The following is a 16,178-nucleotide window of genomic DNA, read 5'->3' as shown; positions in this document are numbered from 1 at the left end:
TTGGATTGCAGGAAGCGTAGAGGTGTCCTCTCGCTGGAGTCAATGCTCGAGATCAGATCTGCATTAATTCAACGACAGAAGCAAAAGCCGGTGCCGATACTTGACCGGAGCACAACGGGATGTGAGGATTGTATCGTTTTACACCGTGTAGCAGCACCGAGAGGGTTCAGTCCACAGATGACCATCAAGCGCGCCCGGCCGGCCGGCGCATGAGCACGCCGTACGACGAGGCTCGCGCGCTCATCTTTCGCCCGAGCGAGGCAATCACTGCGTTCTCGTCCGACCTCAACCGCGCATCTCTGGTGGCGGTGCACGCCGCGGGGCTGGTGGACGCCGTCCAGGCGGGTCGCCTTGCCGGCGCGATCGACCGCGTTGCGGGCGAACAACGCCCCGATGTATGGACGGACTATCTCGAGGTCGAAGCCAGGCTGGTGGAGCTGGTCGGCGACGACGCATCGCTGATCCATCTCGGCCGGAGCCGGCAGGACATGTTCTCCGCCGTTTGCCGTGATGTACTGCGGACCGCACTTCTCGACGTCATGCACGCGGTCAACACCTTGCGGAATCAACTGCTCGCACTCGCCGGCGATCACATCGAGACTGTGATCCCGGGCTACACCCACGGGCTACAAGCCCAACCCACCACGCTCGCCCACTACCTCCTGGCTATCTGCGAGTCGTTCGGCCGAGGCTTCACTCGGCTCTCGGAGTCCTATCGCCGCGCCAATCAATCGCCGCTCGGCGCCGGCGCCCTGACCACCTCACGATTCGACGTCGACCGCGGATTGCTCGCGCGCCTGCTCGGCTTCGACGGCGTGGTGGACAACTCCTACGGTGCCAACCATGTCGCCCCGACCGACGCCGTGCTGGAAGCAGGGTCTGCCTTCGCGACTCTTGCCGTTCAGGCGACCCAATTCGCCCAGGACATCCACGCGGGATACCTCAGCCCACGACCGTGGCTGCACATCACCCACGGCTCCCTCACGGGGATCAGCAGCATGATGCCGCAGAAGCGGAACCCGTCGGCCCTCGAGACGATGCGAGAACTCGCCGCCGTAGTGATCGGCCGGCACGGCGCACTCTTCGCTTCCGCGCACAACCTGCCGACCGGGATGCCCGATCCCCGGGAGGACAGCCTCACCCAGCTGGCCGGCGACGAGACCAGGATCCTGCTCGAACTCACCGCCCAGGTGGTCGACGCATTGGAGGTCGATCCGGACCTTGCCCTGGCCGAATGCCGCCACGACTATGCCACGATGACCGAGCTCGCGGACCTCTTGTACGCCGCTGCGCGGGTACCCTTCCGCACTGGTCACCACTTCGCGTCCGACCTGACCGACTACGGCCGCGCGAGAGGACTCACACCCACTGAGATCGGTTACGAGCACGCACAGGACGTCTACCTCGCAGCCACCGGATCCGCCTTCCCGCTGACGGCCGAACAATACGAGTCCGCTCTGGATCCCCGGCATTTCGTCGCGACCCGCGCCGGTCAAGGCGGCCCGCAGTTTGCCGAAACGCGCCGGATGCTGACGACACAACGATCACAGCTGGCCGAGGACACAGAAACACTTGACAACCACCGAAGCCGACTCGCCGGCGCGGCTGACCTCCTGATCTCACGGTTCCAACAACTCGGAAGCCTCGCGGCCTGACACGCGGGGCTACCGCACTGCGGCGAACGGGCGCTTCGCGCTCGACCGGCGAACAACGAGCTCAGGTTTGAACTTCAGCTGCACATGCTCGTGCGTCTCGTCAAGGCTTCCCGCCCTGATCTCCTCGAACAGCAACTCCACCGCGCGCCGACCCAGTGCCTTGCGTGGTTGACGCACCGAGGACAACGGAACCGCCGCCGCGGCGGCGAACTCGATGTCGTCGTAGCCAACGATGGCGACGTCGTCGGGCACGCGCAGACCCGCCGTCACAAATCCTTGGAGCAGCCCGATGGCCAACAGATCATTGACGGCAAACACCGCGGTGGGGCGTTCGCCGTCGGGCAACACCGCGATCGTCTCCGCGGCTCGTACGCCGGAGGAAACGTCAAGCTGATCCGTCGACATCACCAACAGCGACGCGGACTCGTAGACCGACACGGCCAGCTCGGCCCCTTGGCGGCGATCGGAGACCTGCTGCAGCTCTCCAGGTCCGCCAACGACCGCAATACTCCGATGCCCCTGCTCGAGCAGATGTGCAAGGGCCATGCGGCCACCCTCGACGTCGTTCACCGACACCGAACAGAACTCGGACTGGCTGCCGGTTCGATCCAGGAGAACGACAGGTACCCCTCGTAGACGCAGATCCGTTACCGCGTCACTCGGCCCGCGGATGGGTGACAGCAGCACTCCACTCAGCGACTGGCGTGCGAACGCGCCGAGATGCTTGCGCTCTTGCCGCTCGTCGTTGCGGCTGTTGCCGACCTGCACGGTGTAGCCGTTGTCCTCCAGCGCGTCCTCAGCTCCGACGACCAAATCAGTGAAGAACGGATTGCTGATGTCCATGATCACCAAGGCAATCGACCGACTATGGCCCACTCGCAAGGAACGGGCCGATTCGTTGGGAATCCAACCCAGCTTGTCGATCGCATCCTGAACGCGTGCGCGGAGATCAGCGCTGACTATTTCGGGAGAGTTGACAACGTTCGAGACCGTCCCGAGTGATACTCCCGCCAAGGCGGCGACATCTTTGACACTCGCCTTCTTGCGTCTGCGAACCATTCGCCGTCCTCCTGTACGGCGCCACCTTGCCGCTCAGCGCAGGAACGCGGCGGCGACGCCGGCATCGACGGGAACATGGAGTCCGGTGGTGTGGGTCAGGTCGGGGCCGACAAGCGCGAAGACGGCGTTGGCGCAGTGCTCCGGGAGGACCTCGCGCTTCAGGAGGGTGCGGTTGGCGTAGAACGCGCCGAGGTCCTTCTCCTCAACCCCGTAGACAGCGGCACGGTTGGCGCCCCAGCCGCTGGAGAAGATACCGGAGCCCTGGACGACGCCATCAGGGTTGATGCCGTTGACCTTGACGCCATACTCGCCGAGCTCGGCCGCGAGCAGGCGGACCTGGTGCGCCTGGTCGGCCTTGACCGCGCCGTACGCAACATTGTTCGGGCCCGCGAACACGGAGTTCTTGCTCGAGACGTAGACCAGGTCGCCGCCCAGACCTTGGTCGATGAGGACCTGTGCTGCGGCGCGGGATACCAGGAACGAGCCCTTGGCCATGACGTTGTGCTGCAGGTCCCAGTCGGCCACGCTCGTGTCGAGCAGCGACCGGGACAGCGACAAGCCGGCGTTGTTGACGATCAGGTCCAGCCCGCCGAAAGCAAGCACGGCAGCGTCAACGGCGGCCTGTACAGCGGCCTCGTCCGACACGTCGGCCCGCACGCCGATGGCGACGTCGGTAGTGCCGATCTCCTGAGCGGCGCCTTGTGCCTTGGCCAGATCGAGGTCAGCCACGACGACGCACGCACCTTCGGCGGCAAGTCGCGTCGCGATGGCCTTGCCGATGCCGGATGCCGCCCCTGTCACCAGGGCGATCCGCGTCGCGAGAGGCTTGGGCTGAGGCATCCTCTGCAGCTTCGCCTCCTCGAGCGCCCAGTACTCGATGCGGAACTTCTCGCTCTCGTCGATCGGGGTGTACGTCGACAGTCCCTCCGCGCCCCGCATGACGTTGATCGCGTTCACGTAGAACTCGCCGGCCACACGCGCGGTTTGCTTGTCCCGGCCGTACGAGAACATCCCCACGCCGGGAACCAGGACGATGAGCGGGTCAGCACCGCGCATCGCCGGGCTGTCGGGCGTGGCATGCCGGCCGTAGTAGGCGCGATACTCGGCGCGGTACAGCTCGTGGAGCTCTCTCAGCCGGGCTGCCATCTCCTCGACTGTCGCTGTTGCGGGCAGGTCGAGCACGAGCGGCTTGACCTTGGTGCGCAGAAAGTGGTCCGGGCAACTCGTCCCCAGGTCGGCAAGTCGCGGGTGCTCGGCTCGTGCGAGGAAGTCCAGCACCGCCTCGGAGTCGGTGTAATGACCTACCATCGGCCGGTCGGTGCTCGCCAGCCCGCGGATCTTGGCGGCGATCGCCGCGGCCTTGGCATGCCGCTCGGTCTCAGGCAGTGCGGAATATCCCGGCAGCACCGACCCGAATGGCTCAGGCTTCGAGTTGGCCTCGATATAGGCCGCCGCCGTGTCGATGATCCACAGCGAGTTCCTCTCGCACTCCTCACTCGTCGCCCCCCACGCGGTGATGCCGTGCCCGCCGAGGATGCAGCCGACCGCCTGGGGGTTCGACTCCTTGATCGCGGCGATATCCAGGCCCAGCTGGAAGCCAGGCCGACGCCACGGCAGCCAGACGACCCGATGTCCGAAAATCTTCTCGGTCAGCTGCGGGCCATTGGCCGCCGTCGCAAGGGCGATCCCGGAATCGGGGTGCAGGTGGTCCACATGGGCGGCGCCAACCAGGCCGTGCATCGCCGTGTCGATCGACGGCGCGGCCCCGCCCTTGCCATGCAGGCAGTAGTCGAATGCGGCGACCATCTCGTCCTCCCGGTCGACGCCCGGGTAGACGTCGACCAGCGCCCTGATCCGGTCCAGGCGCAGCACCGCGAGCCCCGATGCGGTCAGCGTGCCCAGGTCACCACCGGAGCCCTTGACCCAGACGAGTTCGACATCCTGCCCTGTGACCGGGTCTGTTTCGATGCCCTTCGCGGACGTGTTGCCGCCCGCGTAGTTCGTGTTCCTCGGATCGCCGCCCAGACGGTTCGACCGACTGACGAGCTCGGAGACTGCGGAGTTGGTCATGAAGATGGTTCCTTGAGCGCTCAGGAGGGACGAACCGGTCAACTGCGCGGGGTTCAAGCCCCCCAGCCCGCCTGCTGCCCACCGACGCGATCGGATGCGATCTGCTGCAGGTAGCCAGACTCGAGAAACGTGGACATCGGGTCTGCCGGGAGTCCCTTCGTCTGTCGCCAACTGGCGAGCTCGGGCCTCACGTCGGTGTAGAAGGCATCCATGAGGATGTCGTTGGCGGCCAGCACATCGTTTGCGGCCTGCGCCTTGGTCAGTGCCTCACGGTCCAGCAGCAGGGCCCTCGCGGTCATCTCCTGGACGTTGAGAACCGAGCGGATCTGGCCAGGGATCTTGTCCTCGATGTTGTGGCATTGGTCGAGCATGAACGCCAAGTCGCTGTCCGGAGCCAGTCCCCCACCGCGAATGACTTCGACCATGATCCGGTACAGCTGGAACGGGTCGGCCGCGCCGACGATGAGGTCGTCGTCGGCGTAGAAGCGGCTGTTGAAGTCGAAGGCGCCCAGCTTGCCGAGGCGAAGTAGCTGGGCGACGATGAACTCGATGTTGGTGCCCGGCGCGTGATGTCCCGTGTCCAGACACACCTTCGCGCGGTCGCCGAGTTCGGACACGTGAACGTATGACGTACCCCAGTCCGGCACGTCCGTGGCGTAGAACGCCGGCTCGAAGAACTTGTACTCCAGGACGAGCCGCTGCTCGTCACCGAGTGCGGCGTAGATCGTCGCGAGCGACTCGGCCAGGGTTTCCTGGCGCTGGCGCAGATCGTTCTGGCCGGGATAGTTCGAGCCGTCGGCAAGCCAGATCTTCAGATCGCGGGATCCCGTCTCGTTCATGATGTCGACACAAGCCAGATGATGGTCGATCGCCTTCTGCCGGACGGATGGATCGGCCGCGGTGAGAGACCCGAACTTGTACGTGTCGTCCTGGAACGTGTTGGAGTTGACGGTGCCCAACCGCAGTCCCCGATCCTCGGCGTACCGGCACAGCGCCGCGTAGTCGTCGACACTGTCCCAAGGGATGTGCAGCGCGACCGAAGGCGCGAGGCCGGTGTGCAGATGCACCTGAGCGGCATCGTCGATCTTCTCCTGAACGGTGCGTGGCGTACCTGGCGTGGAGAACACCTTGAACCGCGTGCCGCTGTTGCCGTAGGCCCAGGACGGAACCTCAACAGCGAGATTCTCCAGCTGCGGGGTGATCTCCGCGAACGTCCTCATGGTGTCTTCTCTCTCCATCGTTCTGCGACGCCCGGGTCAGCAGTCCCCGGCCCGGGCGTCGCGTTCGGAAGTGTCAGAACTTGAACTGGTCGATGTTGCTGGAGTTGAAGGCCGTGGGATCCCCCAGAAGGACCTCTCCCTTGGCGCCGACCTTGAAGTCGCCCAGCTTGCCGGCCTTGAACGAGTCGCCCTCCTTGCCGCTGATGTCACCTTTGACAAGAGAGTCCGCCGCATAGGCTGCGAGGTAACCGAGGTCGGTGGGGTTCCAGAGGTAGAACTCCTTGACGGTCCCGTCCTTGACGTACTGACGCATCTGATTCGGCGTGCCCAGACCGGTGAGTGCGACCTTGCCCTTCTTGTCGGACGTCGACAAGTAGCGCGCCGCTGCGGCGATGCCAACGGTGGTCGGGCTGATGATTCCCTTGAGCTGCGGGTGAGTCTGCAGCAGCGCGGCAGTCTTGTCGAAGGACGTCTGGTCGTCGTCGTTGCCGTACACGGTGTCGACGAGCTTGATGTTCGGGTGGTTCGCCGCGAGGTCCTTCTTCATGAGATCGATCCAGGTGTTCTGGTTCGTCGCGTTCGCCGCAGCGGACAGGATCGCGATCTCCCCGGAGTCGCCGATCTCCTTGGCGATTCCCTCGACCTCGGCCTTGGCCAGACCTTCGGCCGACGCCTGGTTGACGAAGACATCGCGGTACTGCGGATCAGTGTCGGAGTCGAACGTGACGATCTTCGTTCCGGCGGTCTTGGCCTGGGTGAGGGCGTCACCGATCGCCTTGGGATCGTTCGCCGAGATCACGATCGCGCTGGCGTGCTGCTGTGCGGCCGTATTGATGTACTGCACCTGTGCGTCGGGGCTCGCCTGCTGCGGGCCGACCTGGGAGTACTTTCCACCGAGTTCGTCGACCGCCGCTTTGCCACCGGCATCGCTCGCGTCGAAGTACGGGTTCCCGAGGTTCTTCGGGATGAAGACGACGTTGAGCGCCTGGGTCGACTGGCCGGTCGAGTCCGAGCCCGATGATCCCGATCCGGTGTCGGCCTTGCTGCAGGCGGTCAGGGCGAGCGCGAGTGCCAAGCCGGCAGCGCCGACCGCCGCACTTCGACTGTTGACGGTACGCATCGTTGAGTTCCTTTCAGTGTGTTCCGACGCTCTGCGACGGCTGTGGTGGGCCGGAAGCCCGTTTGCGCCTGGCCGCGGCGTCGGAGACCCACGCCAGGACAGTTGTGGAGACGACTGACAGCACAAGCAGCAGCCCGATGATGATGTTGATGATGTTGACCGTGACTCCTTGCAGTCGCAGGGCGCTGGAGATGACCCCGATCAGCAGGACCCCCGCGATGACGCCTGGGAGCCGTCCGCGACCACCGAAGATCGAGACGCCACCAAGAAGGACGGCGGCGATGACCTGCAGCTCCAGCCCGGTCGCGTTGTCACCACGGGCGCTGCCGAACCGGAGAGTGAAGTAGATCCCTGCCAGGGCGGAGACGACGCCGGTGAGGCAGAAGAGGATCAGTTTCGTGCGCCTGACATTGACGCCGCTGAACTTCGCAGCCTCGGTGGACAAGCCGATGTCGTAGATGCCACGGCCGAATGGTGAGAAGTGCAGGAGCACGATGAACACGACAGCCAGTACCGCGAACAGAACGATGATGGTTGGAATTCCGGTGGCGCCGATGACCTGGGCGGCACGCTTCGTCCAGTCCTGGGCGAAGCCTGTCACGGCGGTGGTGCCGAGTAGCCCAACCGCCACGCCGCGGTACAGGGCCAGTGTGCCGATGGTGACGGCCAGCGAGGGCAAGCCCACGTAAGCCACCAGGAACCCGTTGAAGGCGCCGCAGATCAGGCCCACTGCGAGCGCAATGATGCACGAGGTCGCCATGCCGACTCCGTGCTCGTGCAGCAATCCGAGAACGGCACTGGCCAGGCCGACCACGGAAGCGACGGACAGGTCGATCTCCCCGGTGATGATGACCAACGTCATCGGAAGGGCGATGAGGAGAATCGTTGTCATGTCGAGCAGTAGGTACGTCAGGGTCAGAGTGTCGCCGAAGTAGGGAATGTTGCTGTAGCCCCACATCGAGATCAGGATGACGAGTGCGATGACACCGGCGTCACGGGTGAACAGCAGCCGTCTCCACAACGGGTGCGCATACGCCGCGTACGTCTTCTCGCTCACGACTCGTCCCTCGCTTCGATGAGTTTGCGGGCCTGGCGGGCGGAGAGAACCCGATCCAGAACGATTGCGGCGATGATCAGGGCACCCACCAAGGCTTGCTGCCAGAAGTCCGAGATCCCGACCATGGGCAGCGCCCGGTTGATCGTGACCAGCAGGACCGCACCGATCGCGGCGCCCCAGACAGTTCCCGAGCCGCCGAAGATCGCCACACCGCCGATCACCGCCGCGGCAACCGCCTGCAATTCGATGCCTGTGCCTGCATCGGATGACACCGTCCCGTAGCGGGCGGCATAGACCACCCCAGCAAGTCCTGCGAGGGCGCCGGAGAGGATGAAGGCGCCGATGACCCGACGGCGTACAGGCAGACCGTAAAGTACGGCGGCATCCGGATCGGACCCGACGGCGTACAGCTCCCGGCCTGACCTTGCCGTCTGCAGGTAGTAGCCGACGACGATCACGATCAGGACGGCAAGCATGAACAGAACGGGGATGGTCAGGATCTGCTCAGTTCCCAGCTTGAGGAACGCGGCCGGCATCTCTGAGGCGCTGATCAGGCTGGAACCAGCCCAGGTGAGGACAATCCCGCGATAGATGTAGAGAGTCCCGAGCGTGATGACCAGCGCCGGCACCCGGCCATACCCCACCAGGACGCCGTTGACCAACCCGAGGCATGCACCTGCAACGACGGCGAGGGCGAACACAGCAATCATCGAGATACCGGGGTGGTCGATGAAGAGCCGCCCGGTGAGGTAGGCAGTCAGCCCCAGCACGGATCCCACCGACAGGTCGACATTGCGGGTGATGATGACCACCGTCTGGCCGACAGCCAACAGCAGCATGATGGCCGGCGTCAGCAGCAGGTCCCGCCACCCACTTGAGCTGAAGACAAAGCTGGGACTCTTGATCGTCGCCACCACGATGACGAGGAGCAGCACCATGAAGATGGACAACTCGCGAGAATGCAGCAGGGTCTTGAACGCGCGTTCCCGACTGGACAGCACACTCGGCTCGACCAGTAGTGCGGTCTTGTCGTCCAGGTGGGCGCTGGTATCGGTCGGCGACTGTGTGTCTCTCATTTCCTGGGTCATGAGGCGACCTCCTGGGTGGCGGTGGCGGCGTGCATCACGCGCTCAGGGGTTGCCTCTTCTCGGGAGAATTCGGCGGTCAGCCGACCCTCGCAGATGACCAGCACCCGGTCGGCCATGCCGAGAATCTCAGGCAGTTCGGACGAGATCATGAGGACGGCCACACCCCGGCCTGCCAACTCGGACAGGAGCCGATGCACCTCCGCCTTGGTCCCCACATCGATACCTCGTGTGGGCTCGTCGATGATGAGGAGGTCGGGCTGTGAGGCCAGCCACTTTGCGATGACGACCTTCTGCTGATTGCCGCCGCTCATGGTCTTCGCGGCCGCGTCCAATGCGTTGGTCTTGACCTCCAGGCGGGACGCCCACGGTGCGACGGCCCTGTTCTCCACGGATCGCGTCAGCAGACCGGCGCGCGTGAGGGACTCCCGGATCACAGCGGAGATGTTCGCGGCAACCGAGGCCTCGGTGACCAGTCCTTGCTGGCGGCGATCCTCGGGGATGAACGCCATGCCGGACTTGATCGCGCCCCGAGGGTTTCGTTGCGGGACCTTCGTGCCTTTCATGGTCACCGTTCCGGCGTCGTACCGGTCGACGCCGAACACAGCTCGCGCGATCTCGCTCCGGCCGGCCCCGACGAGACCTGCGAGGCCAACGATTTCCCCGCGGCGCACGGTGAACGTTACGTCGTGGAAGATACCGGCAGACGTCAGATTCTCGACGCTGAGGACGATGTCACCGATCTCTGTCTCCTGCTTCGGGAACAGCTCGGCGATCTCGCGCCCGACCATCAGGTTGACGATCTCGCCGACGCTGGTCTCCGCGATGGCGAGGGTCTCGATGTAGGACCCGTCGCGCATGACCGAGACCGTGTCGCACAGAGCGAACACCTCGTCGAAACGGTGGGAGATGAAAACCAGAGCACGTCCCTCGTCGCGGAGTTGACGAGCGACGGTGAAGAGGCGCTCCACCTCGACACCTGAAAGAGCCGCGGTGGGCTCGTCCATGATGAGAACTTTGGCGTCCAAGGAGATTGCCTTCGCGATCTCGATGATCTGCTGGTCGGCGATCGAGAGCCCCAGCGCGGGTCGGCGTGGGTCGATATGGACGCCCAGGCTCTTGAAGAGTCTCTCGGCTTCGGTGTGCATCGCGCCCTTGTCGATGCGTCGTCCGCGACCAAGGATCTGGCGCCCCATGAAGATGTTCTCGGTGACGGACAAGTCCGGAAACAGCGTCGGCTCCTGGTAGATGACAGCGATACCGGCCGCCTTGGACTCGGCCGTCGAGCCGAAGTCGACCGGCTCCCCGTCGATCAGGAACGTGCCGGCGTCCTTGCGGTAGACGCCGGCAACGATCTTCACCAGCGTGGACTTGCCTGCACCGTTCTCTCCCACCAGAGCGTGAATCGAGCCGGCACGCGCCTCGAGGCTGCCCGATCTCAGAGCGACCACCGGGCCGAACGACTTCGACACTTCGATCAACTGAAGGGTCGCGACAGATGATGCGTTGGACATGAGCACCTGACTCGTTGAAAGGATTCAAGTTCCTTTGAAACTAGGGCTACCTCGGGCGCGGTGTCAAGCACGAGGCAATGACGGATTTCGCCTGTAGAGCTTTCGACTCCAGGCCTTCCGAACCCGGAAAGCGCAATCCACAGCCCATTGCTGAAACGTTATATCGGAACGTTGCAGGACGCCCGAGGTCACACACAACCGGAGGACCCTGACCGGTGCAGCGATGGTCCCATCGCTCATGAGCGATGGGACCGCACCTGTAGCTGGCGCGATCAGCGCGGCGGGCGAGCCGGCTGTTCAACGACTGAGACTGTGTAGGTTTCGAGTGAAACTTCGCCGCCCTGACGCGGGGATGGTCCCGCCGCTCATGACGACGGACCATCCCCGCGGCCGGGCATTCACTGTCGATCCGATCCCGGCCGAATACCGCGAGCCGCTGAACGGCCTAGTGGTGAGGACTCCGCGGTTCGAGCACTGCAACTGTGTAGGTGTCGAGTGAGACGTTGCCTTGCAGGCCGTACGATGCCACCGACCCGGCCCTCGCATCAGTGGTGAGCAGGTCGGGGTATCCCCGTGCCAGCATCTGGTTGCGCAGTGAGCTGGCCACTTCGATCTTGACCGTGTTGCTGCCAGCCTTCAAGGCCGTGCTGACGTCGATGCGTCCGGCGATGAAGTCGTAGCCAGTGATCTTGTGCCCGTTGACCCAGACCGATGCCAGTGCACCGCCAGTGGAGTCGATGTTCAGGTAGGCGCCGTTTGTGTCATCCCAGGTCCCGGGCAGGGTGAACGTGGTGGTGTAGGTGCCCACACCCGACACCGACTTCGGATCCTGTTGGGTGAAAGTCATGTCCTTCCATGCGATGAGCGGGGTGGTGCCGACGTTGATGTCGGTCTTGTTGGTCTCGTAGTAGACCTCCTTGGTGGTGTAGCCGTCCCGGGCTTCGGTGAGGGTCTTCTTCTGCCCAGGTGTCCAGCTGTTGAGCGTCAGGTTCCACGTGGCTTTGGTCAGGTCGATGCCGGCCGGGACGAAGACCTGCGTGGTCACCTTGGAGCCATTGGCCAGCGTGGAGGTGTACCTGCCGGACTTGGTGGCGAGGATGGCCGGGCCATCGGCGGTCATGATGGCCTTCGCCGCGTTCGTGGATCGCACCGGCGCGGCGGTCTTCTTCTTCAGGTCGAGTGCGACCACCGTGGTCGCGCCGGGCGCCAGGGTCACGTCGAAGGACGTCCGCCCACCGGCGATCTGGTAGGTGGCGAGCGGCTCGGTCTCGGTTGTCCAGGTGTTGATGCTGTACGGCCTGCCCACCGCATCAACACTGATCGTCGCCGTAACCGTCTCGGAGTCGATCGGAATCGAATCCCAGCCCAGGGTGTAGTCGCCGCGCTTGTCCATGAAGTTGTAGGCCCACAGATACACCGTGTCTTTGGTCCTGCGCATGGCGGTCAGGATGGTCTGGTTCGGCTCGGCAAACTCAGCCCGGGGGCGCACCCCAAGCCGCCGCAGCGCGTCGTACACCCCGGTCTTGCCGTAGTAGTACGTCTTCTCGTAATCCGGATCCCCCGGATCAGGACTCGTCGCACTCTGCGGAACATCCGCGTCAACCACCTCGACACTCGGAAGCTTCACCAACCGCGCCATCACCCTCGCCAACTCGGCATCAGAACCCTCGTTACCGAGCGTGTGGACCGCCGCCTTCGCGTTCAGATAGTTCCTGGTCGAACTCAACGTCTCGACCAAACCGTTGACGATCACAACAGGCAGACCCCGGCGAGCAAGATCGTAAATCGCCTCCGCACTCCTCAACCGGATCGAGTCCTGATAGATCACCAACGCCCGATAACCCACGTTCTCCGGGATCAGACCGTCGTTCTTGCTGTACTTGACGCTCTTGTTCTCCAGAATCTCAGGCGCGAAGTAGTCGTAGGTGTAGCCGTTGTCCTGCAACTCCAGATCCTTGAAATACCCAGCCTTGCCGTGCCGCATGTTGTCCATAGTCGGCCGGCCGTTGTTGAAGGCGTAGTCGGTGCGCAGCACCGCCACGTCCATCTGCGCCTTGCCCTGCTGCAGCACCGCTTGGGTACGAGCGATCATCGGCATGTAGTCGCCGTACTGCGTGGACTCCGGCTGCCGGGGGCCCCACCGCTCCGAGTGCCGTGAGTACATGCCCTCATGACCGGGCCAGTAGGTGCCGTCCCATGGGTTCGACGGGTCGTGAGAGTCGGCACCCGAGATGCTCGCGTAGCCGTGGAATACGGTGTGCTGGATGCCGGAGGCGAACTGGGTGTTCATGATCTGCATGAAGTCGTCCTGCGGCCACGCGTAGTTCTGGCCGCTGCCGGCGCCGGTCTCGCTGGAGTAGCGAATGCCGTTGGCATGGGCAGCGCCCGCGAGCGTGCGATGTCCATCGATCTGGTTGCCAAACTCCAGCGACTCGGTCTCGACGTAGTCCACCCCCTGGGCCGGCGTGGTGATCTCATAGTTCACCCCGTAGGTGATCTCGGCCCGCAACTTCATGTTCATCTCGTCGTGCAGGTAGGCCCGAAGCGGCTTGAGAACATTGTCGATGTACATGTCGGTGATCGTCTCGAAGAAGTCGTTGCGGACCTTCTTCACCGCCACTTGGTCGGCCCCGACGATCGGGAATGCAGTGTCGCGGGCGCGGCCGCCGAGCCTGATCACGTACGGCAGGTACGGCTCGAGGCTGTAGCCGCGGCGGGTCTCGAACTCGTTCATGAGTGTGGAGCCCCAGAACTCACCGCCGTTGGAGTTGCTGGTCGAGATCTCCAGGGAGTCCATGTAGATCTCGCCGCGGCCGTTGTCGATGATGGCCTGCTTCAGCTCCGGGTCGTTGAACACGTGATTGCGGTAGTAGTCGATGAACGCGTGCATGCCGGCCGGGTCGATGTAGTTGATCGTCACGTTCGTCGTGGCCGATGGCGTCGGCGACTGGCCGGTGGCCTGCATCCAGAACGCGTAGATGTCCCACGTTCCCGCCCCGGCCGGTGGCGTCCAGTTCAGCGCATACGCGGCCTTGCCGGTCGGGTCGTTCATCGTCGCCGGCGTCACCGGGACACCGTCGAGGGTGACCTTGTCGGTCAGCACAACCGACTCGTCGGTATAGCTCATGGTGCCCGAGATGCTGCCGTCAGAGGTGACCGAGCCGGTGTTGTCATCGGCTCGGCGCTTGGCGACTACGGCGATCAGGTCCTGCCGCACAGGCCCGGCCACCGTCATCCTCGAGCGCTTCAGCGTGCCGGTGAACGCGGCACCACCGGTGGTGGTCTGAATGGCATAGCCCAGCGCCTTGCCCGCACCGTCGTCATCGAACTTGAGGTTCTCGATCGGCAGGTTCGCGTTCGCCCAGTGGGTTCCGCTGGTCATCGAGAAGCTCATGCCGTACCTGTTGGCCTGCTGGATGATGAGCTTCGTGTCGTTCTTCCACTCATCAGATCCCCAGCTGTAGATCTGCTGGGGGGTCTTCCCGGTGGTGTTGCTGACAAAGACCGTGTCACTCAGGTTGCTGTCCAGGTTCGGTTCCGGCATGCAGACGATCTCGACCCCGCCGATGCCAATCTCGTGGAGGGTCTTCATGTCGTTCATGATGGTCGCGTCGGTGTGCAGGCCTTCGGCCAGCCACCACCGTGTCGCCGGCCGGTACTTGCCTGCTGGGTCGTCCAAGAGCGCATGCTGCGCCGCGATGAACCTGTCGGCAACGTTCGTCGACGTCGCCTCGGCCGAGTCGGCACCGACCCAGCCTGACAGCGCCAGCGCCGCGCCAACGCCGCCACTCACCTTGAGGAAATCTCTACGGTCAAGAGCGGGCTTACTGTCTTCCATCGGTCCTCCTGAGACGGGCGGGAAGTTCTTGCTGTTTACGAATGGATCCCCGAGCGTTGCGAATGCCACCGGCCGGCCGGTGGCGTCGCGTGTGCTTCGCACGTAGTCCGCAGGGCGACTCGACCTGCCAGGGAGGTCACTCCCGGGCGGCTCCCAGGCAAGGCAGAGTGCGAGCGGATGGCTCCACGCACGAGCCAACCTCCCTTGGCGGTCGGGCAGCACGATGCGTTCGAAACCATCGCTACAAACGTTCCAAGCCGACTTTCCGCCTTATCCATGACGATGGGCGTCTCCGGGAAGAGATCTTGTGGAACGTTTCAATGCATGCGTTGGTAATCTTTCGCCCGGCCGGAGTCGATGTCAACGCCTCCGCCCGAAGAGTCCGCAATCGGACATGCGGAGTCAGCCCCTCCCGATCGCCAGACCGAGGAGCATGTCGTAGTACGCGGATCGACTCTCTGGCCAGCTCGACGCCTTGATCACGTTCGTGAACGGTGGTGAGCCGATCGAGCTCGAGGCTGAGGACATCGACTGCAATTGAGCTTCGCCACGGCCGGCCACCATGGCGTGACAAGGACGCGCCCGGGGGCGACGATTCTGGACATGTGACAAATCGCAGAATATCCCCATGCTCATGTCACTCCGCTCCCACAGCGAGATCGCAGTCCTCAACGCGCTCGCTTTCGAGATCCGCGAGGTCTTCGCCCCCGCGCGTGCAGTTGACCCAGCCTCCAGCCTGTAACCCCGGGACGGGACGGACATCTCCGGGCCCACAGAAATGCCGCGGCCGCGCAAGGCTGGGCGTCCAGCCCGTCGCCGAGCCTTGAACGGCCGCCGAGGGTGCGATCCGGAGCTGAGCTGGTCCGTCGGACGCGAGACGGCTCGGCGCGGCGAGCCGGACATTAGCCAGGGCTGCCTGGTGCCGCCGCCGGCGCGCTGGTCCCAACGCTGGCGGCCACGCGCGAGCAAGCAGTCTCGTGATGGTGTCAGGCGGACGTGAGGTGTGACCGGACCTCGTGGACGCCGGCGATGCCGTCGATGGCGTTGACGATCTCGGTTTCCGCCTCGCTGTTGGGGATTTCGCCGTGCAGGATCACGGTGCCGTTCTCGACCGTGACGAGCACGCGCGGCACGTGGAGCCGCTTCTCCAGCGGTCCGATGCTGGAGCGCACGCGGTCGGCCAGGGTCGCGTCGTCCACGTTGGCGTCCGGATGGCGCCGCAGCGCGTGGTAGGCGAAGCCCTTCGCCTGGCCGACCCAATGACGGCCCCGGCGGCGCAGATCCGCGACCGTGCGCTCGGCGCGGCTGGAATGCCGCAGCCTGCCGATACCGATCTTCGCGCCGACGGCGGCACCGGCCACCGCGGCGGTTGCGAGCAGTTTGCGCATAGTCATCATCGCCTCCAGCGCCGCTTCACTGTCACCATGGTTCACCTTCTCGGGTTGTGATGGAACACGAGCGCCGCCCTGCCCCCCGAGCAGGGCGGTACTCGATTGTTGCGGAGTGGTTCTACCAGTCGCCGGAGGAATCGCGACTGCCGGCCTTGGCGAGGCCACGGCT

The 16,178-nt window shown here is 64.4% G+C and carries 10 protein-coding genes; 1 reads left to right on the top strand and 9 read right to left on the bottom strand.

What is annotated here, in order from left to right:
• Positions 1-209: 209 nt before the first annotated feature.
• Positions 210-1,655 carry a lyase family protein gene (locus E0H73_RS41620; RefSeq protein WP_131366136.1) on the top strand — a complete coding sequence of 482 codons (1,446 nt, stop codon included), beginning with the start codon at positions 210-212 and terminating at the stop codon, positions 1,653-1,655.
• Between the two features lie 9 nt (positions 1,656-1,664).
• Here E0H73_RS41620 and E0H73_RS41615 read toward each other — a convergent pair whose 3' ends face one another.
• From E0H73_RS41615 to E0H73_RS41575, 9 genes are all read right to left on the bottom strand, one after another.
• Positions 1,665-2,714 (bottom strand): LacI family DNA-binding transcriptional regulator, encoded by a 1,050-nt coding sequence (locus E0H73_RS41615; RefSeq protein ID WP_131366134.1) that lies wholly within the window; start codon positions 2,712-2,714, stop codon positions 1,665-1,667.
• A gap of 33 nt (positions 2,715-2,747) precedes the next feature.
• On the bottom strand, positions 2,748-4,784 hold the full coding sequence (locus tag E0H73_RS41610) for a bifunctional aldolase/short-chain dehydrogenase (protein ID WP_131366132.1): 2,037 nt from the start codon (positions 4,782-4,784) through the stop codon (positions 2,748-2,750).
• Between the two features lie 53 nt (positions 4,785-4,837).
• Complete coding sequence (gene rhaI, locus E0H73_RS41605; protein WP_131366130.1) at positions 4,838-6,004, bottom strand: L-rhamnose isomerase; 1,167 nt, start codon at positions 6,002-6,004, stop codon at positions 4,838-4,840.
• A 73-nt stretch (positions 6,005-6,077) separates the two neighbouring features.
• Complete coding sequence (gene rhaS, locus E0H73_RS41600) at positions 6,078-7,124, bottom strand: rhamnose ABC transporter substrate-binding protein (protein ID WP_131366128.1); 1,047 nt, start codon at positions 7,122-7,124, stop codon at positions 6,078-6,080.
• 13 nt (positions 7,125-7,137) lie between these two features.
• Complete coding sequence (locus E0H73_RS41595) at positions 7,138-8,181, bottom strand: ABC transporter permease (RefSeq protein WP_202867850.1); 1,044 nt, start codon at positions 8,179-8,181, stop codon at positions 7,138-7,140.
• On the bottom strand, positions 8,178-9,257 hold the full coding sequence (locus E0H73_RS41590) for an ABC transporter permease (RefSeq protein ID WP_131366126.1): 1,080 nt from the start codon (positions 9,255-9,257) through the stop codon (positions 8,178-8,180). The genes E0H73_RS41595 and E0H73_RS41590 overlap by 4 nt, the downstream gene beginning before the upstream one ends.
• Before the next feature lie 8 nt (positions 9,258-9,265).
• Positions 9,266-10,780: a sugar ABC transporter ATP-binding protein gene (locus E0H73_RS41585; RefSeq protein WP_131366124.1), complete on the bottom strand. Its 1,515-nt coding sequence runs from the start codon at positions 10,778-10,780 to the stop codon at positions 9,266-9,268.
• 445 nt (positions 10,781-11,225) lie between these two features.
• Positions 11,226-14,618 (bottom strand): glycosyl hydrolase, encoded by a 3,393-nt coding sequence (locus tag E0H73_RS41580; RefSeq protein WP_131366272.1) that lies wholly within the window; start codon positions 14,616-14,618, stop codon positions 11,226-11,228.
• 986 nt (positions 14,619-15,604) lie between these two features.
• The coding region (locus tag E0H73_RS41575; protein ID WP_238164613.1) for a BON domain-containing protein at positions 15,605-16,178 on the bottom strand (574 nt) is incomplete at its 5' end.

Source organism: Kribbella pittospori, from assembly GCF_004331465.1.
Taxonomy (GTDB): Bacteria; Actinomycetota; Actinomycetes; order Propionibacteriales; family Kribbellaceae; genus Kribbella; species Kribbella pittospori.
The sequence above is the reverse complement of the archived record's forward strand: the minus strand, read 5'-3'. Positions and strand labels throughout refer to the sequence as shown.